This window comes from Novosphingobium sp. FKTRR1, assembly GCF_020404405.1.
In the GTDB taxonomy this organism is placed as follows: domain Bacteria; phylum Pseudomonadota; class Alphaproteobacteria; order Sphingomonadales; family Sphingomonadaceae; genus Novosphingobium.
This window is the reverse complement of sequence record NZ_JAIZDA010000013.1, coordinates 12,531-34,752: the sequence shown is the minus strand read 5'-3', so window position 1 is coordinate 34,752 and position 22,222 is coordinate 12,531. Positions and strand designations below refer to the sequence as shown.

Below are 22,222 nucleotides of genomic sequence, written 5' to 3'. Positions count from 1 at the left end.
GCACCCTTATTGCGCGCGGAAGGACATGACAATCATTCGCGAACCTAGTCGGTCCCGGCAAACCGGTGGTCAAGCAGATGGCGCGGCCATCGCGTTGCAGGCGCTCGGCTGGGTGCTGTCGGACGATTCGCGCGCCGAGCGTTTCCTGTCGCTGACGGGGCTGACGCCCGACACCTTGCGCGCCGGGTTGCAGGATGGTGCCCTTTTGGGCGCGGTGATCGATTTCCTCAGCAATCACGAAGCGGACCTTGTCGCGGCGGCCGACGCACTCGACATAGGCCCGCAAGCCATTCTGGCCGCAAGGAACACCCTGTCATGACCCGTCCCTCCAGCGGTCGCCCGCTTGTCATCAGCGATTGCGATGAAGTGCTGCTGCACATGATCGCGCCCTACAAGGCGTGGCTGGACGAGGCGCATGGCATCGACTTTTCGATGACCGATCACGATTTCAGCAAGGCCATGCGCCATCGCCACGACGGCTCGCTGGTCGAGCCCAAGGAGATCTGGCGGCTGCTCAATGCCTTTTTCGATACCGAGATGTATCGCCAGATGCCGATCGCCGGTGCGGTCGACGGGATCAACGCGCTGGCCCGCGATGCCGATGTGGTGATCCTGACCAACCTGTCCGACGACCGCCAACTGGCGCGGACCGAGCAGTTGCGCGGTGTCGGGATCGACGCGCGGGTGTTCACCAATACCGGGCCCAAGGGCCCCGCGCTCAAGGCGATCATCGAGGAATACCGGCCCAGCCGCGCGCTGTTCATCGACGATCTGCCGCAGCACCATGGCTCGGTCGCCGAACTGGTGCCCGAAGTCACACGGTTGCACTTGTGCGGCGAACCGCTGCTGGCCCCGCACATCGGCTGCGCCCATCAGGCCGGCCACGCCCATGCCCGGATTGACGACTGGTCCAGCGCTCTGCCGTGGATCATGGACCGCTTGCACGGAGAAAACGATGACTGACACGATCGCCGCCCGGCTGGCCGAACTCGGCCACACCTTGCCCCAGCCTGCTGCGCCGGTGGCCGCCTATGTGCCCACCGTGCTGGCGGGCGGGCTGCTCCACGTTTCGGGCCAGTTGCCCTTCGTCGGCGGCGCGCTGGTGACCGGTCGGCTGGGCCACGACGTGTCGGTGGAGCAGGGCTATGCGGCGGCGCAGGCTTGCGGCCTGATGCTTTTGGCGCAAGTCAAGGCCGCGCTCGGCTCGCTCGATCGGGTGGAACGGGTGGTCAAGTTGGGCGCCTTCATCAACTCCACCGGCGATTTCACCGATCAGCCCAAGGTCGCCAATGGCGCTTCGGATCTGATGGTTGCCGCGTTTGGCGATGCGGGCCGCCATGCCCGCAGCGCGGTGGGCGTACCCACGCTGCCGCTGGGCGCTGCGGTGGAAATCGATGCTGTATTTGCTGTTAGCGCTGCTTGACCGGCAGCTGGCTCCCGCGCCGAATGACCGGCGCGTGGGCTGGCTGCGCGGGGTGATCTACGCCCATCGCGGGCTGCATGGCGCGGGCCTTCCCGAAAATGGTCCTTCGGCCTTTGCCGGAGCGCTGGCGCGCGGGATGGGCATCGAATGCGATGTCCAGCGGTCGAGCGATGGCCATGCGGTGGTGTTCCACGACTGGGAGCTTGAGCGGCTGACCGGGCAAAGCGGCGCGGTGATCGAGCGCAGCGCGGCCGAACTGGCGGTGCTGCCATTGGGCAACAGCGCCAGCCGCGCCGAAACGATCCCGACCTTGCGGCGCTTGCTCGATCTGGTCGAAGGCAAAGTCCCGCTGCTGATCGAGGTGAAGGCCAGACCCGGCACGCGGGTCGCGCCGCTGTGTCTGGCGGTCCGTCGCCAACTGGAAGGCTATCGCGGGCCGGTGGCGGTGATGAGCTTCGATTCGCGGGTATCGCGCTGGTTCGCGCGTTATTCGCCGCACACGGTGCGCGGGCTGGTGGTGACCGAGGACGGCCGCCGTACGATGACCGGCAAGTACCGCCGCCATCTGGCACTGTGGCACGCCCGACCCGACTTTCTGGCCTATGACGTGCGCGATCTGCCCAGCCGCTTTGCCGGAGCGCAGCGCCGCCGCGGCTTGCCGGTGCTGACCTGGACGGTCGACAGCCCGGCCCGGCGTCAGGTCGCCTTCATGTATGCCGATGCGGCCATTGCCGAAGGTGAAGGGGTCGAATGAGCGTTGCGGCCCACATCCACCAGTCGGTCGGTGACATCGCGGCACACGACTGGGACCGGATGGCGGGCGACGGCAATCCCTTTGTCAGCCATACCTTCCTGACGTTGCTTGAAGAATCGGGCAGTGTCGGCGGGCGCAGCGGCTGGGCGCCGCTGCCGATCGTGATCGAGGACGAGGCGGGACGCCCTGCCGCCGCATTGCCCGCCTATCTCAAGCGGCACAGTCAGGGCGAATATGTGTTCGACCATGCATGGGCCGATGCGTGGCATCGCGCCGGGGGCGCCTATTACCCCAAGCTGCAGATCAGCGTGCCGTTCACCCCTGCCACCGGTCCGCGCCTGCTGCTGGGCGACCGGCCCGACCTTGCCCCGGCGCTGCTGCGCGCGGCAGAGATGCTGTGCGAGGAGAACGAGCTGTCCTCGGCCCACGCCACGTTCATTGCGCCCGAACAGGTGCCGCTGTTCGAAGCGGCCGGGTGGATGCCCCGGTCCGACCTTCAGTTCCACTGGCGCAACCATGGCTATGCCAGCTTTGACGACTTTCTGGGGGCGCTGTCATCGGACAAGCGCAAGAACTTGCGCAAGGAACGGGCCAAGGCGCAGGATGGCGTGACCATCCGCGCGCTGACCGGCGATGCGATCCGGCCCGAGCACTGGGATGCGTTCTGGCAGTTCTATCAGGATACCGGCGCGCGCAAGTGGGGCACGCCGTACCTGACGCGCGCGGCCTTTTCGCTGCTGGGCGAACGGATGGCCGACAAAGTGCTGCTGGTGCTGGCCTTCATCGACGAGATGCCGGTGGCGGGCGCGCTCAACTTCATCGGCGCCGACACCCTGTACGGACGGTACTGGGGGGCGGTGGTCGACAAGCCGTTCCTGCACTTCGAACTGTGCTATTATCAGGCGATCGATGCGGCCATTGCGCTGGGGCTGTCGCGGGTGGAAGCAGGCGCGCAAGGCCAGCACAAGCTGGCGCGGGGCTATGAGCCGGTGCAGACCGTGTCGGCGCACTACATCGTCGATCCGCAGTTCCGCGCGGCGGTGGCCGACTATCTGGTGCGCGAGCGCGCCGGGATCGCGCAGGATCAGTTGGTGCTGGGCCAGCACACCCCGTTCCGCAAGGGTTGAGCCGGGTTGAACCGGCCTGAGCGCGTGGTCAGGCCGCTCGGATGTTCGTGGTCGTCTGGTTGCGCAGCCATTCGCGGGCGCGGCGCTGCGCTTCGGCGATTTCGCGCGCGGTCATGTCGTCGGCCACTTCGGCGCGCACGCGGGCGGCTTCGGGATGACCGCCCACTGCGGCCAGATTGAACCACTTGTGCGCCTCGACCAGATCGCAGTCGAAGCCGTGGCTGCCGGTGCTGAAGGCGACGCCCAGATCGAAGTATCCGTCCATGCACCCTTGCGCGGCGGCGGCCAGACAACCGGCCATGACCCCTCGTGCTTCGCTGTCATCGGCGAATCGCGTGTCGGAGGCGGCGATCCCTCCGTTTGGCAAACCGGTGTCCACCACCAGCTTGATCGTGCCCTGTCCCGTGAACCCCATGTGCCGTGAACCCCATCGTGTTCGCTTGCGGAATCGGCACCGGACCGGAGCCTCCCGCAGTCCCAAGAGTTGACGAGTTTGGTCAACAAAGCGTTAACCGACAGTTCTTGGCCCGACGATTTCTCGGGATCGGCGCATTATCTCCAGAATGGAGGCAACAATCGGCATCGGTCAGACACGTTTCGTCGCGATCTTGGCTCGGACCGCGCAATAGGGCGCAAGGAATGGCTTGTGCGGGTTTCTGGCCGCCCGTATAGGCGCGCTCAAACCAAGCCTTTGCGCTGTCCCGGTTTCTTGTCCTGCAGGGCAGGACGGAACGGCAAGGCGGCAAGGTCTGGGTCATAAGGCGGGCTACGCGGAGGGCCGAATGGCTGGGGTTCTGGGTGACGAGATTGACGTTCTGGCCAAAGCCCGTCGGGCACTGGCAGGCGAATATGTTCCGAGTGATGACGAACCCTACATGTCCGAGGCGCAACTGGACTATTTCCGCAAGCTGCTGCTGCAGTGGAAGAAATCGATCCTGTCGGCGTCCGAGAACACGCTTTCGGCCTTGCAGGAAGGGCCGATTCGCGAACCCGACCTCAACGACCGCGCCTCGAGCGAGACCGACTGGGGCATCGAACTGCGCACCCGCGATCGCCAGCGCAAGCTGATCGCCAAGATCGATTCCGCCATGCGCCGGATCGATGAAGGCGAATACGGCTATTGCGAAGTGACCGGCGAACCGATCGGTCTGGGGCGGCTGATCGCGCGTCCGATCGCCACGATGACCGTCGAGGCGCAGGGCGCGCACGAACGGCGCGAGAAGATTTCGCGCGATCAGTGATTGCCTGATCGCAGCTGCAAGCTGATGCGATCTCGAACGGCCCGACTGTCCTGATTCGGGGCAATCGGGCCGCTTCCTGACGTGTATGCCCGCAACGAATTAACGCTTTTTTTGCCACTGCTGCCTAGGCTTGGATGTCGGGTCCGCGTTTGCGGCCGGGTCGCACTTGCCTTGGGCGTGCGGCCAGCCCAATGTGGCCCATTGATGGATGGCTTCGGCAGCAACGTGCTGGAACTTGCGACGGGAACCGGGTGGTGACAGATATCGACCATCGGCAGCTTGGACGGGACAGCCTTTTCCTGACGGCGGACTTGCGTCTGTTCGGCAGCGGTGGCGAACACAAGGTGCGGGTACGCAACCTGTCGGCCGGCGGCATGATGGCCGAAGGCAACGTCAAGGTTTCGCGCGGCACCGTCATCGAGGTCAACTTGCGCAACATCGGCTGGGTCGATGGCACCGTCGCATGGATTCAGGACAACCGCTTCGGCATCGCCTTTGCCGAGCCGATCGACCCCAAGCTGGTGCGCGCACCGGCGTCCACCCAGCCCGATGCGGTCGTGCCGCGCTATGCCCGCCCGCTGGTCTCGACGGTGGATACCAAGCGCCTGTGCAAGATCTGATCATTCGCCATCGTCCGGGCGCTGACCACGCGCACACGCTGTGCTAAACGCCGAGGCCATGGCGCGTTTCCGGCTCCACTACCGACAACGGCCCCGCCTCCACAGCGGTTCCCGGCTGCACCTGGCCCTTTTGCTGCCATTGCTGGCGCTGTTGCCGGGCGCTTGCAATCGCGAGCAGGGTGCGCTGGGCGTGGCGTTGATCGGCACCGCTGCTGACGCGCGCGACGATCAGGTCAATCCATCGGAAGCGGGCTTGCCCTTGCGTGCAGCGACTCGGGCAGGACTGGTCGGCTTCGATGCCGAAGGGCGCGTGGTGCCGGGACTGGCCGAACGCTGGATCGTGACGGCCGACGGCACCAGCTACATTTTCCGCCTGCGCGAAGGATACTGGGGCGGGGGCGGCCGGATTACCGCACAGGCCGTGGCGCAATCGCTCAAGCGCGCGATAGCGGCCCAGTCCGATTTGCCATTGGGGCGCGATCTGCTGCCGGTCACCGCAGTACGCGCCATGGCCGAACGGGTGGTGGAGATCGACCTCGCCGCGCCGCAGCCCGATCTGCTGACGCTGTTGGCGCAACCCGAACTGACCTTGCCTGAAACCGGTCGTGTGTCATCGTCCAACGCTGGCCGGGCGCGCACGGCTGGCGCGATGACCGCGCGGGCGTTCAACGATGGCCTGCTGCTGCTGCCCGCGCGCAAAGGCGCTGGCGGCGATCCGGGCACGCCGGCTGGCGCAACCCGCGCGCTGCACATCGAATTCGACCGGGCCGAACGCGCGGTCGAGCGCTTCAATGGCGGCGCGGTCGACGTGGTACTCGGCGGAACGATCGATTCGCTGCCCTTGGCCACGGGCAGTCGGCTGACTCGCGGCAATCTCCTGCTCGATCCGGTCACCGGGCTTTACGGTCTGGCGGTGGAGCGCGCCGACGGCTTTCTGGCCGAGCCGCCCAACCGCGAAGCGCTGGCGCTGGCGGTCGATCGCGACGCGCTGGTCGCCCGCATTGGCATCGATGGCTGGCAACCGACCACCCGACTGGTCGCGCCCGGCATGGATGGTGACGAAGGCGCCGTCGGTGAGCGCTGGAGCGGCATCGGCATGGCCCAGCGCAGGGCGCAGGCGGCGCAGCGGGTGGCGCATTGGCGCAAACTGAGCGGCAAGCCGCTGACCATCACCATCGCCATGACCGACGGTCCGGGATCAAGGCTGGTGCTCGCGCAGTTGCAGGCCGATTTCGCCGCCATCGGCGCGGCGCTGCAGCGGGTTCCCGAAAGCGGCCATGGCGACTTGCGGCTGGTCGACCTGGTGGCGCGTTATCCCCGTGCCACGTGGTTCCTGAACCAGCTATCGTGCGCCGCGATCCGGCCAGCCTGCAATGCGGTGGGCGATGCCTTGGTCGAACAGGCGATGCGCGAAGCCGACCCGTTGCGGCGCAGCCAGTTGCTGACCCGGGCAGAGGCCGAAATCACTGCCGCCAATGGCTTCATTCCGCTGGCCCGACCGATCCGCTGGCTGATGGCGCGCAGTCTTGGCGCAGGCATCACGCCCAATCCGTGGGGCTGGCATCCGTTGCCGCCGCTGGCGCAGACTCCGGGCTGAAACCCGCAACCGGCCGGGTGATCAGAAGTCGATGGCGATGCCGTTGCGTTCCCAGTCGCCATAGCGGGTGGGGTCAAGCCCGTCGGGATCTTCGCCGCGTTCGACCGCGCGCGGTTCGGGCACCGGCAGATTGGTCCAGTGTGCGGGAGGGGTAAAGCTTTCGGGCCGCCGGGTGGCGCGGGGCGTCGGTTTGTCCATGACACCCAGATGAACCCGCCGACGACCGAGCGCAATTGCCAAGTGGGGCATAAGCGCCGATAGGCGGGGCACGATGTCGCGATCCAGTCCTCCCCCGTCCGCCCCGAACACTGGCCTGAACACTGGCCCGAACACTGGCCCGAACTCCGGCCAGAAATCCAGCCGTCCCGCCGACGCGCCGGGTGTGCCCGCCCGGCTGGCCGCGCTGCGCCTGATGGATGCGGTACTGCGCCGGGGCGACCCGCTCGATCAGGCCGCGCCGCCGCTGTTGCGCGCGATCGAGCGTGCCGACGACCGCGCGCTCGCGCTCGCCATCGTGCATGAAGCGCTACGCCGCCTGCCCGACTTTGACGCGCTGATCGATGCGCATACCCGCGACAATCTGCCCGAAGATGCCAAGGCCCGCGCCGTGCTGCGGTTGATGCTGGCGCAGGCGCTGCGGCTGGGCCTGCCGCCGCATGCGGTCATCGCCACGGGCCTGCCGCTGCTCACCGGTGGCCCACGCCGTCTGGCGCATGGCGTGTTTTCGGCGGTGCTGCGTGATGCGGGTACACTGCCCGAGGCGCTGACCCTGCCAGCCACGGTCGCCGCGCGCTGGCAAGCCGCATGGCCCGGACGGGTCGATGCGATTGCCGCTGGCCTTGCCGAACCGCCGCCGCTCGACGTGACGCTGCGCGATGCTGCGGAAACCGCGCTTTGGACCGAGCGGCTGGGCGGCCATTCGTTGCTGCCCGGCCATGTGCGCCTGCCGCGCGGCACGGCGGTGGAAAGCCTGCCCGGATTCGCCGATGGCGCGTGGTGGGTGCAGGATCTGGCCGCCAGCTTGCCCGCCCGGTTGATCGGCACCGGAACCGGCCGCGCGCTTGATCTTTGCGCCGCACCCGGTGGCAAGACGCTGCAACTGGCCGCAACCGGCTGGCAGGTGACCGCGCTCGACAAGTCCGCCCGGCGCGTGGAGCGGCTGACCGCGAACCTTGCGCGCACCGGTCTGTCGGCAGATGTCGTGGTGGCCGACGCTTTGACGTGGGAGCCGGACGCCAGGTTCGATGCGATCCTGATCGACGCCCCGTGCAGCGCCACCGGCACCGCCCGGCGCCATCCCGACGTGATGCACCGCCTGCCGCGCATCGCCGAACTGGTCGAACTGCAAGCCGCGCTTCTGGCGCGTGCCAGCCAATGGCTCGCACCCGGTGGTGTGCTGGTCTATGCCGTCTGCTCGCTTGAACCCGAGGAGGGCGAGGCGCAGGCCGCATCGGTGAGCGGCCTTGCTCCCGCTCCGATCGATGCCGCCGAATTGCCCGCAGGCATCGCGCCGAGCGGGCAGGGCTGGCTGCGCAGCGATCCGGGCATGCTGGCGCAGGCGGGCGGCATCGACGGCTTCTTCGCGGCGCGCTGGCGGGGCTGATCCCCGCCAGACACCGTGCCGATCGGCGGCCTTACGCTTTGAGCCGGTCGGCAAAGCCCTTGCGCAGCTTCTGCAGCTTGGGCGGGATTACCGCGAGGCAGTAGGGGTTCCGCTGGCCTTCGCCTTGCCAATATTCCTGATGATAGTCCTCGGCCGGATACCATGTGGCGGGGCCTTCGATGGTGGTCACCACCGGTGCGGCACGATCGGCTTGGGCGCGGGCGATTCCGGCTTCGGCCTCGGCGTGCTGGGCATCATCCAGCGGGAACAGCGCTGACCTGTATTGCGTGCCCACATCGTTGCCCTGCCGGTTGAGCTGGGTCGGATCGTGCGTGGCGAAATGCACGTCGAGCAAGTCGCCATAGCCGATCAGCGCCGGATCAAAGATCACGCGGATCGCTTCGGCATGGCCGGTGCTGCCCGAACAGACCTGCTTGTAGGTAGGGTTGGCGATGGTGCCGCCGATGTAGCCGCTTTCGACCGCGCTTACGCCGGCAAGGTTGCGGAACACCGCCTCGGTGCACCAGAAACAGCCGCCGGCCAGGATCGCTTCAGCCATGGAGTGTTGGTCCTTTCCAGATGTCGCGGTGGAGATAGGGACGCAAGTCGCGGTTGTCATCGCCTTGCCCCAAGCTAGGGTGCGAATCGCTCGCGCCTGATACGTCGAGCAGGTTCAACAGAGGGACAGGAACATGCGCAAGGTCGCGAAATTCGCCGGGATCATGCTGGCGCTGGCGGGAACAGCAGCAGGTGTGGGCCTTGCCGCCACGGCCATGGCCAAGGGCACCGGAGCGCATGCGCCCTATGCCACGACGAAACCTGCGGTGAAGATCGATCCGGCGCTGCTGGCCGTGCTCGCCGATCCGCGCCGCGACAAGGACCGCGCCCGCGACATCTATCGCCACCCCGCCGAAACGCTGGCGTTCTTCCGGATCAAGCCAGGCATGACGGTGGTCGATTATCTGCCGTCGGGCGGCTGGTTCACCCGCATCCTCGTCCCCTATCTGGGGGACAAGGGCCAGTACATCGGCCTCAATCCCGCCGAAGTGAACCTCACCCCCGAGCGGCGCGAGATTCTGGGGGACATGGCCGACAAATTCCCGGCCAAGGCTGCGGAGTGGACGGGCGTACCGGCCAGCCGCATCCTTGCCTTCAACGGCGATACCATTCCCGCTGCCCGCAAGGGCACGGTCGATCGCGCCATCATCATGCGCGAGGTGCACAACATCTGGCCCAATGGCTGGCTTCACCCCGACCTGCTGGCGATCCGTTCGCTGCTCAAGGACGATGGCCTGCTCGGGATCGAGGAGCATCGCGCCAAGCCGGGCGCGCCCTTCTCCGAAACCGACAGCAGCAAGGGCTACATGCGTGAAAAGGACGTGATCGCGCTGGTTGAGGCGAATGGCTTCCAGCTTGTCGCCAAGAGCGAGATCAACGCCAATCCCAAGGACAGCGCCAACTGGCCCGATGGCGTGTGGACCTTGCCGCCGTCCTATTTCCTCAAGGACAAGGATCGCGCGAAGTATCAGGCGATCGGTGAAAGCGACCGGATGACCTTGCTGTTCCGCAAGCGGCCGTGATCGCAGGCCGTCCGGCCGGACATTGACCGGACCTTGAAAGGATGCGGGGCGGCGTTGAATTTCGCCGCCCCGCAGACTACGTCGCATGGCATGACCGAACTCACCGTCGCCGCTCTGCAACTGGCGCTCAATGCGCCCGATGCCGCCACCAACATTGCAGCGGTGACCACGCTGGTCGAACAGGCCGCTGCGAAGGGTGCGCAAGTGGTGCTGCCGCCCGAACTGTTCTCGGGGGCCTATTTCTGCCAGCAGGAAGATCAGGAACTGTTCGCGCTGGCGCATCCGCTCGATCAGGATCCGGCGGTGGCCGCAATGCGCAAACTGGCGCGCGGCCTTAAGATCGCCATTCCGGTCAGCTTCTTCGAACGCGACGGGCATCACTTCTACAACACCATCGCGATGGTCGACCCCGACGGCGAGGTGCAGGGCATCTATCGCAAGAGCCACATTCCCGACGGGCCGGGGTATGAGGAAAAGTTCTATTTCCGCCCCGGCAACACCGGGTTCAAGGTGTGGGACGTGTTCGGCGCGCGCATCGGCGTGGGCATTTGCTGGGACCAGTGGTATCCCGAATGCGCGCGGGCGATGGCGCTGATGGGCGCGCAAGTGCTGTTCTACCCGACCGCGATCGGCACCGAGCCGCAGGACGCCGAGCTTGACACCAGCCGCATGTGGCGCCGCGCCATGCAGGGCCACGCGGTATCCAACTGCATGCCGGTGGTCGCGGCCAACCGCATCGGCATCGAGGCGAACGGCCAAAGCTTCTATGGTCACAGCTTCATCACCAATGAATGGGGCGATTTCCAGGCCGAGTACGGCGCCGAGGAAACCGGCGTGCTGGTTGCCACGCTCGATCTGGCAACAGCGCGAATCAACCGGGCGGGCATGGGCTTTTTCCGCGACCGCAGGCCGCAACTCTATACCCGGCTGGTCGAGGACAAGTGATCGCAACGGGCGCGGCGCAGCCTTCGGGTGGCGCCGCGCATCAGCGCTATGTCGTCGCGCTCGGCTCCAATGTCGGGCACCATCGCCATGGACCCCCGCCTGCGGTCTTGCGCGCCGCATTGCGCGCGCTGGTGGATGCCGGGCTGGTGCTGGAAGCGGCATCGCCGCTGATCGCCAGCGCGCCGGTTGGTCCGTCGCGGCGGCGCTATGCCAATGGGGCGGCGCTTGTCGCCACGCCATTGGCGCCCCCCGATCTGCTGGCGCTGCTGCAGCGGATCGAGCATGATTTCGGTCGTGTCCGGCGCGGCCAGCGCTGGCGGGCGCGCACACTCGACCTCGACATCGTGCTGTGGTCGGGCGGGCGCTGGCTCGATTCACGGCTGACGGTGCCACACGCGGCGTTTCGCGAGCGCGCCTTCGTGCTGGTTCCGGCGACCAAAATTGCGCGCGATTGGCGCGACCCGGTGACACACCTTTGGGTGAAACACCTCGTCACCCGCTTGACCCGCCGCCGCGCCGCCCCTAGGTGACCGCCACGCCCCGGTGCCACAAGGCCCCCGGTCTCAGGCGGGTCCATAGCTCAGTCGGTAGAGCAACTGACTTTTAATCAGTAGGTCGCTGGTTCGAACCCAGCTGGACTCACCACCTTTTCAACAGCTTGGATGGTGTGGCTTGCCGGGTGGTTGCCGCAAATGCGGGGCTGTCGATCAAGGCCTTGGCTTGCCGATACCATCCAGTTGCGCCAGAATCGTGGCTGGCAGGTGCAATTCTGCCGCCGCCAGATTGTCGCGAAGATGGCCCCTGCCGGACGTGCCCGGGATGAGCAACAGGTTGGGCGAACGGGCCAGCAGCCAGGCCAATGCCACCTGCATCGCGCTGGCGCCGACTTCGGCCGCGATTGCAGACAGGGCATCCGACTGGATCGGGCTGAACCCGCCCAGGGGGAAGAACGGGACATAGGCGATGCCTTTTGCGGCCAAGGCGTCGATCAGCCCGTCATCGCTCCGGTGCACCAGATTGTAGTGGTTCTGGACGCAGACGACGGGGGCGATGGCTTGCGCCTGTGCCACTTGCGCAGGCGTCGCATTGCTGAGCCCCAGATGCGCGATCAGCCCTTCGCGTTGCAAGCGGGCGAGTGTCGAGAATTGTTCGTCGAGCGACCCTTCGCTGGGCGCGAAGATATCCCCCATCAGGCGCAAGTTGACGACATCCAGCCGGTCGAGCCCGAGATTGCGCAAGTTGTCGTGCACCGCCTGGATGAGTTCGGCAGGGCTTTGCGCGGGGAGCCACGAGGCGTCCTCGCCACGCACAGCCCCGACCTTGGTCACGATCACCAGATCATCGCCATAGGGATGCAGTGCCTCCTTCAGGATCTGGTTGGTGATGTGCGGGCCATAGAAATCGCTGGTATCGATGTGGTTGACGCCAGCTTCGACGGCGGCGCGCACGACTGCCACTGCCTCGTTGCGGTCACGCGGTGGCCCGAACACGCCGGGACCGGCCAGTTGCATCGCGCCATACCCCATGCGGTTGACGATGCGGTCGCCCAGTTGAAAAGTCCCGGCTTTGGCTGAAACGGTCATGGCAAATCTCCTCAGGCTGCAAGCGGTATATAGACTTGGCGCGAATGATCGATAAGGCATGACATTCCAGACAGGTTGTACGGATTATCGCACAATGCCGATCGTGTTGGATGATCTCTCGGCTTTTGCCGCTGTCGCGCGTGCTGGCGGGTTTCGTGAGGCGGCCCGGATCTCCAAAGTCTCGGCTTCCGGGCTTAGCGAGGCCATGCGCAGGCTTGAGAGCAAGCTGGGTGTGCGACTGCTCCACCGCAGCACCCGCAGCATATCGCTGACCGAAGCCGGGGCGCGGCTGCTGGAGCGGTTGTCACCCGTCCTGGATGAAATCGATGCCGCGCTTGAAGGCGTTCAAGTGCAGACCGACCAGCCAGCGGGCACGCTGCGGCTCAATGTACCGGCCAATGTCGCGCGCACGGTGCTGCCCGGCATCATTCCGTCCTTTCTGCTGGCCCACCCCCATGTGCGCGTCGAAGTGACGGTCGAGGACAGCTTTGTCGACATTCTGGCATCGGGCGCGGATGCAGGCATTCGCTATGAAGAGCGGCTGGAGCAGGACATGATCGCGCTACCGATCGGGCCCCGCACGCAGCGAATCCTTGTCGCCGCCGCACCCTCGTACCTTGCCGCGCGAGGCCGACCCACCCATCCGCGCGATCTGCTGGCGCATGCTTGCATGGGTCTGCGTTTTTCGAGCGGCGCGCCTGCAGCGTGGGAGTTCGAAAAGGACGGCGAAATTCTGCGCGTCGATCCGCCGACAAGGCTGCTCGTTCGGCCCGGTCTGGCTTGCGATCTGCTGATCAGCAGCGCCGTGGCGGGCCTTGGCGTGATCGCCTTGTTCGAGGATTGGCTCGCGCCGCATCTGGCCAGCGGGGCGCTCGAGCCAGTCCTGCAAGATTGGAGCCCGCCGTTTTCCGGCCCGATGTTGTATTATTCCGGCCGACGACAGCTTCCGCCGCCGCTGCGCGCCTTCATCGACTTCACCCGGCAGGCCATGGCGGAAATGTAGTTCGTCCGGTGCCAGCGACAGCCTCAAACGGCGACGATCACGCCGCCTAAAACCCGCTTGCCAAGGCAGCCGTTGCGACGGAGACTTCGGCCCATGGTGTCGATCAATCTGCGCAAACCCCTGCTCGGCCTGCTGTGTGCATTCAGCGTGGCCGCGTCATCGCTTCAAGCTGGGTTCGCCCAGATTTCGGCTGCAAATCCGGCTGATTTTCCGGCGGCCACTTATCCGGTCGCGGGCGAACAATGGCCCTATGTCGGCGGTGATCCGGCGGGAACGTGGTTTTCATCGCTTGCCGACATCAATGACAGCAATGCGGGTCAGCTCGGCTTTGCCTGGGCCTATGACATGGGCACCGAGCGCGGGCAGGAAGCGACCCCATTGGTGATCGACGGCGTGATGTACACCTCGGGCGTGTGGGGCATCGTCTATGCGCTCGACGCCGTTACCGGCAAACTGCTGTGGTCGTTCCATCCGGGTATCGACCCGGCATCGGCGCGCAATGCCTGTTGCGACGTGGTCAACCGCGGTGTCGCGGTGCGTGACGGGGTGGTGTTCGTCGCCAGCGAGGACGGGCGGCTCCATGCGCTCGATGCCAGGACGGGTGCGGAAAAATGGACCGCGGACACGATCATCAGCCGCAACAAGACCTATACTTATGCTTCGACCGGCGCCGTGCTGCTCACCAGCGATTGCGTGGTGATCGGCAATTCGGGTGCCGATCTGGGCGACGGATCGACGCGCGGCTACATCTCGGCTTGGGACATCAGGACCGGCGCCTTGAAATGGCGCTTCTTCACCGTGCCGCCCGCGCCCGGCCAGCCGTTCGAACACCCCGAACTCGAAATGGCCGCCAAATCGTGGGGGCCCGGCCACGATGGCCGCTATCAGAACGGCGGCACGGTGTGGGACGGCTTGTCGTATGATGCGCAAACCGACCAGATCGTGTTCGGCACCGCCAATGCCTCGCCCTACGTACGCGCCAAAAGCGCCGCCGAGCGCCACGACGACTTGTTCAACGCCTCGATCGTCGCGGTAAACGCGCACACCGGCCGGATGAACTGGTACTATCAGGAAACCCCCGGCGACGCCTGGGACTATGACGCGGTGCAGAAGTTCATTTTCGCCAACTTGCCCGTCGGCGGCGAAACGCGCCGAGTGGTGATGCAGGCATCGAAGAACGGCTTCTTCTACACGCTCGACCTCAAGACCGGCAAATTACTGGCCGCCGATCCGTTCTCCTATGTCAACTGGGCCACGGGCATCGACCTTGCCACCGGCCGTCCACGCTTTACCGAGATTGCCGATTATTCGGCCAAGCCCAAGAACGTCTATCCTTCATGGGCGGGCGCACACACGTGGAACCCGATGTCGTTCAGCCCGAAGACCGGGCTGGTCTATATCCCCACGCTCGATGCGCCCAATGTCATGGTCAACCTGCCCGCCAATCATGGCAAGCTCGACCATCTCGAAGGCTTCTTCAACGCCAACGGCATCATTCCCGACGATACCTATGACGAAGTCACGCTGACGCGCCTGTTCGGTCCGCTGCCGACCAAGGCCGAACTGCAGAAGGAACGCGGCAAGACCAGCCTCGTGCGCGAAGTGCTCAAGGCCTGGGATCCGGTCGCGCGCAAGGTGGTGTGGGAACAGGTCACCTCCGACGGCAATCGCGGCTATGACGGGGGCGTGCTGTCGACCGCGGGCAACATCGTCGTGCAGGGGCGCGGCGATGGCACCTTGCGCGTCTACAACGCCCGGACCGGCGTGCAATTGGCCGCGATCCAGACCGGCTCGCACATCATGGCCGCGCCGATGACCTATCGCATCGGCGGGGTGCAGTACATTGCGGTGCAGGTGGGCTATGGCGGGATCGGCATCAGCTATCCGCTGCCATCGTCGGACATCGCCTATAGGAACCAGAACACCAACCGCATTGTGGTGTTCAAGCTGGGCGGCGGGCCGGTGCCGCAGCCCGACCCGCGCCCCGATCCGCTGACTTATCCCGCACCGCCCGCGTTCAGGTCCACCCCGGCCTTGATCGCCCACGGCGAGGCCAAATTCACCGAGTTCTGTTCGCGCTGCCACATGTTCGGCCCCGGCATCACGCCCGACCTGTCGCGCCTGCCGCGCGAAATCCACGGCATGTTCGACGCCATCGTGCTGAAAGGCGTGCTGGCGGGGGCGGGCATGGCTCCGCTGGACGACATGGTCACCAAGTACGACGTGAAAGCGATCCACGCCTACCTGATCGACCAGCAGCGCAAGGGCTATGAAGCGCAGCGCACGAAGAACGTCGTCCACTGACAGTCGGGAGCGCGACGCAGCGCGCAAGCGTGCGTACAAGCCAGGTTACCCCATCGCGCTCCCATCCCGGCTTGCGCAATCCTTGAAGTCCCGCAAGCGGTGGCCGGGCGCGCCGGGATCGCGCAAGTCGCTACGAATCCGCTGGCCGGTGAGCCGGTGGGCCCCCGGCCAGCGCGCAGGTCAGAGCGCCTTGCCGCCAAGCTTCCACGTCAGTTGCAGATAGAAGCTGCGCCCAACGCTGTCGAACCAGCTGATGTCGTAGTATGGGTAGCTGGCATACGTCGGGTCGCGCACCGGATCCTGATCGAACAGGTTGTCGATCGACAGCGAGCCGCGCAAGTGATCGTTGAAATCGATCTGGAACGTGGTGTTGAACTGGTAGCTTTCCTTGATGAAGGCGTCCTCGTTGTAGTTGGGCAGCTTGCCCAGACGACGTCCTTCGATGGTCCACTTCAGCTTGTCTTGCGACCAGGTGAGGCTGGCGGTGCTTTTGTCGCGCGGAATGTCGTAACCGCTGTCGAATGCCAGCTTGTTGATCACCGGATCGCCCGGATATTGCTGATAGGTGTGGTCGAACACGTGGGTGTGCGACAGGGCGAGGGCGAAAGTGCCCAGGCGTTCGGTCGGCACGTTGACGTGCAGCGCCACGTCGACGCCGCTGGTGCGTTCCTGCGCCACGTTGATCGGGTTGATCGCGACCGAGCTGACCTGCCCGGCAAAGGCGCCGCCGGTATAGCGGTGGATGCGCGCTATCGCGTCAAGACAGGTGGGTGAGGTCGGGTCGACCGCAGTGCCTGCAGAGGTGGTCCCGATGCGGCAACTGGCCTCATCGCGCAGCAGCTTGTCGATGCTGAGGTCGGCCACCTGATTGTCGAGCTGAACGCGGAAATAGTCGACCGAAATGTCGATGTGGCGCGTCGGCGCAAAGACGATGCCAGCGTTGAGCGACTTGCTGGTTTCGGGTTGCAGCTTCTTGTTGCCGGTGCGGTTGGCGACGATGCCGCTGTCGGCATAGCTGCAATCGCCGATGTCGGTGTCGGGCTCCTCGGTGCGGCACAAGTAGTAGTCTGTGGCCGATGGGTGGGTGTTGCCCGGTCCGGTGAACACATAGTGCAAGTCGGGCGCGCGGAAGCCGGTGCCATAGGCCGCGCGCAGCAGCAGCGAGCGCATCGGGCGCAGTTCGGCCCCGGCGTTGTAGGTAAGCTTGCCGATGGAGTTGCCGGCAAAGCTGAAGTGGTCATAGCGCGCCGCGCCCGACAGTTCGAGGAAGCGGGCTACCGGAACGCGCAATTCGCCGCCCAGCGCCCAATGGGTGCGCGTGCCGTATCCGTCGCTGTCTTTCAGCCCTACGTAGTAGTTGGTCAGCGCCAGCGGATCGGGCTTGAGCGCATAGCCCTGCTTGCCCAGTTCGGCGACGGCGGCAAAACCGACCGGCCCGGCGGGAAGCTGGAACAGGTCGGACGTGTTGACGGTCGCCGAAAAGCCGTCGTTCCAGCTTTTCGGGCGATAAGTGCTGTAAGCGGTGATGCTGTCGTATTCGGCACGGGTCAGCGGGGTGTAGAGCCGCGCTGGATCGGCGTTGTAGATGGGATAGCCACTGTCCGCGTCGGTGCCCTGCTGTGCGCCAAGGTACAGGGCGTTGGCCTTGGCCGCGATCACTTCGGGGAAATCGACCCGCGCCGAATACTCGCTGTGGTTGAACGAGGCCTCATAGCTCCACTTGCCGAGCGTGCCCTTGATGCCGGGGGTGACGCTGAACGTCTGCTGGCGGTTGTGGGTCATGACGCTGCCGAACCCGCCCGATTCCTCGGGGGTGAACTGGCGCGACCAATCGTCGAGCGTGCCGTCGAAGGCGTTGTAGAAGGTGCTGTCGCTGCTGCCCGTGGCGTCCTGGAAGTACCACTTCATCACATCGCGCATCAGCGATACCTTGCTGATGCCGAACTGTGCATCGACGAATAGCGAGGCCTTGTCCGACAGGTCCAGCCCCGCCGAGAGGTAGCCATTGAAGCCTTCGCGGCGCGAGATGACCGTGCCATAGCCGACCGACGTATCGCTGCCACAGAAATAGCCGGGGCCATAGTCGTCGAGCACCGGGTCATAGGCGCCGTAGCGCGGACGCGAGGCGTAATAGGTGCTGCCGCCGTTGAGGTAGCCCAGTCGGTCGCAGGTCGCCTTGCCGGGATCGACGTATTCATCCGCGTCGGGATTGTAGCGCAGGAACGTGCGCCCGGCGAGCGGCTGGGCGGTGGTCGGGTTATCGGCGCGGCTGTTCTGGATGCCGCGCTGATAGGCCCAGAGCGGTCGTTGAAGCTGATACTCCAGACCGCCGACGATGTGGAAATCACCCTTTTCCCAGCCGCCCGCAGCGGTGAACCGGTGCGAGTCCCCGCCGCCATGCTGCGTGTCGCCGTGCCGGTAATCGAGCGTCAGCCCATCCGCATGCTTCTTGAGCGTGAAGTTGATCACGCCCGCGATCGCGTCCGAACCATAAATGGCCGAAGCGCTGCCCGAGAGCACTTCGACGCGCTCGATCAGGCTGACCGGGATGTTGGAGATATCGGTGAAGTTGCTGCGCCCCTGAAACGGCAGCGGGAAATCGGCAATGCGGCGCCCATTGACCAGCACCAGCGTGTGGTTGGGGCCAAGCCCGCGCAAGTCCACCTGTTGCGCGCCGGGGGTGAAGGCAGCCCCGCTGAACGATTGCTGGCTTTGGGTTTCGCCACCGTTCTGGGTGACCGCGCGCAAGATGTCGGGCACGCTGGCATAGCCGCTGTCGCGAATGGTGTCGGACGTGATGACCGTGATCGGGGCCGGGCCTTCTTCCTGAACCCGCGGAATGCGCGATCCGGTCACGATGATCGTTTCCGGTGCTTCGCCGCCGGCGGCAGCCGGTTGTGCCCATGCCGCCGTCGGCAGCATGGCCATGGCCGAGCCCAGGGCCAACATGGCCCGCATGGCGCCACGCCCGCTTGTGTTCATTAGGTGGTCCCCCTGTAGCAACGACGCGATCGTCACGCGCCGAACATATTTGCAAATGGGCACAGTCCAAACGTTGAAACAACACTGTATTTTCCACCGAAAAGCGTTTGCCACATGCTGCGGCAAAAAGGTAACTCCCGTCAGGCTGACATCGCGGTGACCCGAAGGGATCTGTTCTTGCGCCATCTTGCCAAAGCCTGTCTTGCCATCGCGCTCGGACTTGCCGGAACTTTCTCGGCGGCCGTCGCCGCTCAGGCGCGCAGCTATCACCACTATGTCGAGGGCAATCTGGCCGGCACCGCGCCCGACAAGGTCAGCGGCGGCTTGCTGCTGATGGGCGGCGGGGACCGCAATCTCGATGCGATGCGCTGGTTCTTTGCCAAGGCCGGGCATGGCCACATCGTGATCCTGCGCGCGACGCAGCAGGGCCAGATCGGCAAGGAATTCTATCGCGAGGTCGGCGGCATCCTGTCGGCCGAAACTTTCGTCACGCGCGACCGCAGCGCCGCCGACGATGCCCGCCTGCAAGATGCGCTGCGCCACGCCGACGGGATCTTCCTGTCGGGCGGCGATCAGGGCAACTATGTCCGCCGGTGGAAGGGCACGCCGATTGCCGCGATCATCGACGCGCATGTCGCCGCAGGAAAGCCTTTGGGTGGCACCAGCGCCGGGTTGGCGATGCTGGGCGAAAAGCTTTATGGCTGCATGGACGGGATCAGCCAGACCAGCGGACCGGCCTTGGCCGCACCGTTCGGCCCCTCCAACACGATCGAGGACGATTTCCTCCATCTGGCGCTGCTGAAGGGCGTGATCACCGACACCCATTTCAAGGAGCGCGACCGGCTGGGGCGGCTGTTCGCCTTCGTCGCCAAGGCCCAGGTCGGCTGGCCGGGCGACCGCAAGCCGCTGATCGGGCTGGGCGTGGATGAAAGCGCCAGCCTTGCCGTCGAGCCCGACGGCAGCGCCCGCATCTTTGCCACCGCGCCCGATGGCGGGGCCTGGCTGGTGCAGGGCGATGCGCTTCGCCTGCCGGTTACCAGCGGCCCGCTCGACGTTGCGGGCATCCGCGTGATCGGCATCGGCCATGCATCGCGCCTGTTCCTGCCCGAAGGCCGGGTCGAAAACCCGGCGTTCGTGCGCGACTATGCGGTCAGCAAGGGCGTGATGCAGCGCCCGGTCGACGTTGTCGGCTAAGGCGGGCTAGGTCAGACGTCCAGCCGCATCTGGCCGATGGCGGGGTCGGTGCGGCCCGGCTTGCCGTTCTCGACCTTGCCGGCAAAGCGGCGCAGGAACCCGGCAGTGCCGCTGGCTGTGACGGCAAGGTCGTACCACCGGTCGCTGCGTGACAGGCGCCACAGGTCACTCCGCTGCGTGCCCGGCGGCACCGCGATGCGGCGTTCGCGCGCGCCCTGCACCGGGTAGGCGGCGTCAAGGCTGACGACGAATTCCGCAGCGGCGGTGCCGTGGTTGCTGAACACCAGTTCCACCGCCTCAAGCTCCGGCCGGTCGCGGCATTGCACCTCGATTCTGTCGTCGGTTGTTCCGGCAAAGCGGCGCCAAAAGCCGTTGGGCCCGCGCAAGGTGAGGTCGAACACGCTGCCGATGGCGCCCTGCTCGTGCCATTGCTCGGACGCATGGCTGGCGCCCGCGCCGATGGTGAAATGCCAGGGTTCCTGCGCGCTGGCGTTGTCGTGCACGGTCAGGACGATGCCGGTGGGCCCCGGATTGTCCATCGCGATGCGCAAGCGCCCCGCATCGGTCACCGCGCCCTGAACCGCAAAGCGATAGGGCAGCGGGCGGTGAGCGCGCTGGCCGGGCAACTGCCGGGCGATCTCCTGCTTTGCCGGAATGGCGTTTGCGGCTCCCGCCTTCGATTGCGCGACCCGCTCGCGAAAAGCGCCGGTATCGGGCAGCGGCTTTGCCGTGCGCGCGCCATCGGGCCGGGCAAAGTCGAAAGCCGATGTCAGATCGCCGCAGACCGAACGCCGCCAGTCGCTGATGTTGGGTTCGCGCACGCCGAAACGCTGCTCAAGGAACCGCAGGACCGAGGTGTGATCGAACAGTTCGGAGCAGACATTGCCGCCCCCGCTCCACGGCGAGACAACGATCGTCGGCGTGCGGATGCCAAGGCCGATAGGATGCAGCGCGCCATGTTCGGCGGCCCATTGCGCCTCGTTCGACCAGTCCTTGGTCTCGCCCCTGGTCGGCACGGTGCTGTGCCCGCGATAGTCGCCGACCGGCGGCACCGGGGGCGGCATGTGGTCGAAGAACCCGCCAGCCTCGTCATAGGTCAGGATGAAGGCGGTCTTGGCGAACACCTCGGGATGATCGGTCAGGGCTTCGATCAGCTTCGCGGTGACATGCTCGCCCTTGGCCGGTTCGGCGGTGGGGTGTTCGGACAAGTCGGCGGCGGTGACGATCCATGAGACTTGCGGCAAGCGGTCGGCGGCAAGATCGGCGCGGAACGCCTCGACCAGTTGTTCGCCATCGGATCGGGTGCGATCGGCGCCCTGCTTGTGCTCGCTGACCCACGAGCGGCCCCGGCGATAGAGGTCGGAATCCTTGGCGCACGGGCGGAAAGCCGGAAAAACCGACAGCAGGTTGTCGCCGAAATTGTCGTATTCCTGATAGACCTTCCAGTCGATCCCGGCTGCCTGCAACCGCTCGGCATACGTCGTCCAGCCATAGGCGTCGGATCGGAGTTGCCGGTCCTGCACCATGTCGGCGCTGGGCGTTTCATCCTCGCCATAGTTGCTCATTTCCGGCTCGCCGCCAAAGCCGCCACCGCCGTTGCACCCGGTGAACAGGTGCAGGCGGTTGGGATACGTCTGTGTCATCGTCGAGCAGTGATAGGCGTCGCAGATCGTGAACGCGTCGGCGAGCGCGTAGTAGAACGGCAGGTCGCCCGGTCCGTAGTGCAGCATCCGGTTCTGCAGTTCGCCGTTGTGGCCCCAGCGGTCGTGGCGGCCGCGATTGAACATGTGGATGTTCTCGGTGTGCGACTGGTCCGCGCCGTCGACAGTGAACGAGCGCGTCGTGCGCGAATCGCCGTGATAGGGCAGCACATGGCCATCAGGGTGCTGGGTGGAGGGCTGGGCAAACACCGAACGCCCGCCGGACAGGCGCAGCGGGCGCGGATCGCCAAGGCCACGAACCCCGTTGAGCATCCCGAAATAGTGGTCGAACGAGCGGTTTTCCTGCATGTGGATGACGACATGTTCGACATCCATGATCGTACCGGTCTTGCCCGAAGGCGCAATCGCCAGCGCGCGGTCGATCAGGCCGGGCCAGGCGCCGAGCGCGGCCGAACCGACACCAAGCTTGAGGAACTGCCGCCGACCGTGGGAATCCATGTGCTACATCCTGCCATGCGTTGTCGCCGGTTTCGCTGCCGCCGGAAATCCGCGACTGTCGCCACCGAGTCATATTGCTGGTCTAGTCCAAAATCGCTACAGATTGA

General features: G+C 65.8%; 21 protein-coding genes and 1 tRNA gene. 16 read left to right on the top strand and 6 right to left on the bottom strand.

The window, feature by feature from the left end:
* Positions 1-25 precede the first annotated feature (25 nt).
* From LDN95_RS13200 to LDN95_RS13180, 5 genes are read left to right on the top strand one after another with little or no spacing between them, the layout of a single operon-like run.
* Positions 26-319, top strand: coding sequence for a DUF3572 family protein (locus LDN95_RS13200; RefSeq protein WP_226018152.1), 294 nt, complete (start codon positions 26-28; stop codon positions 317-319).
* Positions 316-963 (top strand): HAD family hydrolase, encoded by a 648-nt coding sequence (locus LDN95_RS13195; RefSeq protein ID WP_226018151.1) that lies wholly within the window; start codon positions 316-318, stop codon positions 961-963. The genes LDN95_RS13200 and LDN95_RS13195 overlap by 4 nt, the downstream gene beginning before the upstream one ends.
* Complete coding sequence (locus LDN95_RS13190; protein WP_226018150.1) at positions 956-1,423, top strand: RidA family protein; 468 nt, start codon at positions 956-958, stop codon at positions 1,421-1,423. Before LDN95_RS13195 ends, LDN95_RS13190 begins: the two co-directional genes overlap by 8 nt.
* Positions 1,395-2,177, top strand: a complete 783-nt coding sequence (locus tag LDN95_RS13185) for a glycerophosphodiester phosphodiesterase family protein (protein ID WP_226018149.1) — start codon at positions 1,395-1,397, stop codon at positions 2,175-2,177. The genes LDN95_RS13190 and LDN95_RS13185 overlap by 29 nt, the downstream gene beginning before the upstream one ends.
* Entirely contained in the window at positions 2,174-3,304 is a 1,131-nt protein-coding gene (locus LDN95_RS13180; RefSeq protein WP_226018148.1) for a GNAT family N-acetyltransferase, read from the top strand. The genes LDN95_RS13185 and LDN95_RS13180 overlap by 4 nt, the downstream gene beginning before the upstream one ends.
* A gap of 28 nt (positions 3,305-3,332) precedes the next feature.
* Here LDN95_RS13180 and LDN95_RS13175 read toward each other — a convergent pair whose 3' ends face one another.
* Positions 3,333-3,605: a hypothetical protein gene (locus LDN95_RS13175; protein WP_226018238.1), complete on the bottom strand. Its 273-nt coding sequence runs from the start codon at positions 3,603-3,605 to the stop codon at positions 3,333-3,335.
* Between the two features lie 481 nt (positions 3,606-4,086).
* Here LDN95_RS13175 and dksA point away from each other — a divergent pair, with 481 nt between their 5' ends.
* The 3 genes from dksA (at position 4,087) to LDN95_RS13160 (ending at position 6,762) form a co-directional block, all read left to right on the top strand.
* Positions 4,087-4,545, top strand: a complete 459-nt coding sequence (gene dksA / locus LDN95_RS13170) for an RNA polymerase-binding protein DksA (protein ID WP_226018147.1) — start codon at positions 4,087-4,089, stop codon at positions 4,543-4,545.
* 254 nt (positions 4,546-4,799) lie between these two features.
* A complete protein-coding gene (locus LDN95_RS13165) occupies positions 4,800-5,165 on the top strand; it encodes a PilZ domain-containing protein (protein ID WP_226018146.1) in 366 nt (121 codons plus the stop codon).
* A gap of 58 nt (positions 5,166-5,223) precedes the next feature.
* On the top strand, positions 5,224-6,762 hold the full coding sequence (locus tag LDN95_RS13160; protein WP_226018145.1) for an ABC transporter substrate-binding protein: 1,539 nt from the start codon (positions 5,224-5,226) through the stop codon (positions 6,760-6,762).
* 21 nt (positions 6,763-6,783) lie between these two features.
* On the opposite strand, the gene LDN95_RS13155 is transcribed toward LDN95_RS13160, so the two are convergent.
* Entirely contained in the window at positions 6,784-6,960 is a 177-nt protein-coding gene (locus LDN95_RS13155; protein WP_226018144.1) for a DUF1674 domain-containing protein, read from the bottom strand.
* A 73-nt stretch (positions 6,961-7,033) separates the two neighbouring features.
* Here LDN95_RS13155 and LDN95_RS13150 point away from each other — a divergent pair, with 73 nt between their 5' ends.
* Positions 7,034-8,365 (top strand): RsmB/NOP family class I SAM-dependent RNA methyltransferase, encoded by a 1,332-nt coding sequence (locus LDN95_RS13150; RefSeq protein ID WP_226018143.1) that lies wholly within the window; start codon positions 7,034-7,036, stop codon positions 8,363-8,365.
* 31 nt (positions 8,366-8,396) lie between these two features.
* Here the strand turns inward: LDN95_RS13150 and msrA are convergent, their stop codons facing one another.
* Positions 8,397-8,924, bottom strand: a complete 528-nt coding sequence (gene msrA, locus LDN95_RS13145) for a peptide-methionine (S)-S-oxide reductase MsrA (protein ID WP_226018142.1) — start codon at positions 8,922-8,924, stop codon at positions 8,397-8,399.
* Between the two features lie 133 nt (positions 8,925-9,057).
* On the opposite strand from msrA, the gene LDN95_RS13140 reads away from it, so the two are divergent.
* The 4 genes from LDN95_RS13140 to LDN95_RS13125 all read left to right on the top strand — a co-directional run bounded on the left by LDN95_RS13140 (position 9,058) and on the right by LDN95_RS13125 (position 11,535).
* Entirely contained in the window at positions 9,058-9,945 is an 888-nt protein-coding gene (locus LDN95_RS13140) for a class I SAM-dependent methyltransferase (protein ID WP_226018141.1), read from the top strand.
* Positions 9,946-10,035: 90 nt separating this feature from the next.
* The gene (gene aguB, locus LDN95_RS13135) at positions 10,036-10,890 is read left to right on the top strand and encodes an N-carbamoylputrescine amidase (protein ID WP_226018140.1); all 855 of its coding nucleotides are present in this window, start codon (positions 10,036-10,038) and stop codon (positions 10,888-10,890) included.
* Positions 10,887-11,420, top strand: coding sequence for a 2-amino-4-hydroxy-6-hydroxymethyldihydropteridine diphosphokinase (gene folK / locus LDN95_RS13130; protein ID WP_226018139.1), 534 nt, complete (start codon positions 10,887-10,889; stop codon positions 11,418-11,420). Before aguB ends, folK begins: the two co-directional genes overlap by 4 nt.
* A gap of 39 nt (positions 11,421-11,459) precedes the next feature.
* A tRNA-Lys gene (locus LDN95_RS13125) sits at positions 11,460-11,535 on the top strand.
* 62 nt (positions 11,536-11,597) lie between these two features.
* Here the strand turns inward: LDN95_RS13125 and LDN95_RS13120 are convergent.
* Positions 11,598-12,473, bottom strand: a complete 876-nt coding sequence (locus LDN95_RS13120; RefSeq protein WP_226018138.1) for an oxidoreductase — start codon at positions 12,471-12,473, stop codon at positions 11,598-11,600.
* 94 nt (positions 12,474-12,567) lie between these two features.
* Between LDN95_RS13120 and LDN95_RS13115 the strand changes: the two genes are divergently transcribed.
* A complete protein-coding gene (locus tag LDN95_RS13115) occupies positions 12,568-13,476 on the top strand; it encodes a LysR family transcriptional regulator (protein ID WP_226018137.1) in 909 nt (302 codons plus the stop codon).
* Between the two features lie 93 nt (positions 13,477-13,569).
* On the top strand, positions 13,570-15,780 hold the full coding sequence (locus LDN95_RS13110) for a PQQ-dependent dehydrogenase, methanol/ethanol family (RefSeq protein WP_226018136.1): 2,211 nt from the start codon (positions 13,570-13,572) through the stop codon (positions 15,778-15,780).
* Between the two features lie 180 nt (positions 15,781-15,960).
* On the opposite strand, the gene LDN95_RS13105 is transcribed toward LDN95_RS13110, so the two are convergent.
* A complete protein-coding gene (locus LDN95_RS13105) occupies positions 15,961-18,708 on the bottom strand; it encodes a TonB-dependent siderophore receptor (protein ID WP_226018135.1) in 2,748 nt (915 codons plus the stop codon).
* Between the two features lie 210 nt (positions 18,709-18,918).
* Here LDN95_RS13105 and LDN95_RS13100 point away from each other — a divergent pair, with 210 nt between their 5' ends.
* Complete coding sequence (locus tag LDN95_RS13100; protein WP_226018134.1) at positions 18,919-19,956, top strand: cyanophycinase; 1,038 nt, start codon at positions 18,919-18,921, stop codon at positions 19,954-19,956.
* Between the two features lie 11 nt (positions 19,957-19,967).
* Here the strand turns inward: LDN95_RS13100 and LDN95_RS13095 are convergent, their stop codons facing one another.
* Positions 19,968-22,115 (bottom strand): phosphocholine-specific phospholipase C, encoded by a 2,148-nt coding sequence (locus LDN95_RS13095; RefSeq protein ID WP_226018133.1) that lies wholly within the window; start codon positions 22,113-22,115, stop codon positions 19,968-19,970.
* Positions 22,116-22,222: the final 107 nt, after the last annotated feature.

Excerpts from the sequence above, each read along its gene's own strand:
- LDN95_RS13105 (WP_226018135.1), bottom strand. The coding sequence starts at position 18,708 with ATGGCCATGCTGCCGACGGCGGCATGGGCACAACCGGCTGCCGCCGGC.
- LDN95_RS13185 (WP_226018149.1), top strand. The coding sequence starts at position 1,395 with ATGCTGTATTTGCTGTTAGCGCTGCTTGACCGGCAGCTGGCTCCCGCG.
- LDN95_RS13200 (WP_226018152.1), top strand. The coding sequence starts at position 26 with ATGACAATCATTCGCGAACCTAGTCGGTCCCGGCAAACCGGTGGTCAA.
- LDN95_RS13175 (WP_226018238.1), bottom strand. The coding sequence starts at position 3,605 with ATGGCCGGTTGTCTGGCCGCCGCCGCGCAAGGGTGCATGGACGGATAC.
- LDN95_RS13140 (WP_226018141.1), top strand. The coding sequence starts at position 9,058 with ATGCGCAAGGTCGCGAAATTCGCCGGGATCATGCTGGCGCTGGCGGGA.
- LDN95_RS13110 (WP_226018136.1), top strand. The coding sequence starts at position 13,570 with ATGGTGTCGATCAATCTGCGCAAACCCCTGCTCGGCCTGCTGTGTGCA.
- aguB (WP_226018140.1), top strand. The coding sequence starts at position 10,036 with ATGACCGAACTCACCGTCGCCGCTCTGCAACTGGCGCTCAATGCGCCC.
- LDN95_RS13150 (WP_226018143.1), top strand. The coding sequence starts at position 7,034 with ATGTCGCGATCCAGTCCTCCCCCGTCCGCCCCGAACACTGGCCTGAAC.
- dksA (WP_226018147.1), top strand. The coding sequence starts at position 4,087 with ATGGCTGGGGTTCTGGGTGACGAGATTGACGTTCTGGCCAAAGCCCGT.
- LDN95_RS13160 (WP_226018145.1), top strand. The coding sequence starts at position 5,224 with ATGGCGCGTTTCCGGCTCCACTACCGACAACGGCCCCGCCTCCACAGC.
- msrA (WP_226018142.1), bottom strand. The coding sequence starts at position 8,924 with ATGGCTGAAGCGATCCTGGCCGGCGGCTGTTTCTGGTGCACCGAGGCG.
- LDN95_RS13155 (WP_226018144.1), bottom strand. The coding sequence starts at position 6,960 with ATGGACAAACCGACGCCCCGCGCCACCCGGCGGCCCGAAAGCTTTACC.
- LDN95_RS13180 (WP_226018148.1), top strand. The coding sequence starts at position 2,174 with ATGAGCGTTGCGGCCCACATCCACCAGTCGGTCGGTGACATCGCGGCA.
- LDN95_RS13095 (WP_226018133.1), bottom strand. The coding sequence starts at position 22,115 with ATGGATTCCCACGGTCGGCGGCAGTTCCTCAAGCTTGGTGTCGGTTCG.
- LDN95_RS13115 (WP_226018137.1), top strand. The coding sequence starts at position 12,568 with ATGCCGATCGTGTTGGATGATCTCTCGGCTTTTGCCGCTGTCGCGCGT.
- LDN95_RS13190 (WP_226018150.1), top strand. The coding sequence starts at position 956 with ATGACTGACACGATCGCCGCCCGGCTGGCCGAACTCGGCCACACCTTG.
- LDN95_RS13195 (WP_226018151.1), top strand. The coding sequence starts at position 316 with ATGACCCGTCCCTCCAGCGGTCGCCCGCTTGTCATCAGCGATTGCGAT.
- LDN95_RS13120 (WP_226018138.1), bottom strand. The coding sequence starts at position 12,473 with ATGACCGTTTCAGCCAAAGCCGGGACTTTTCAACTGGGCGACCGCATC.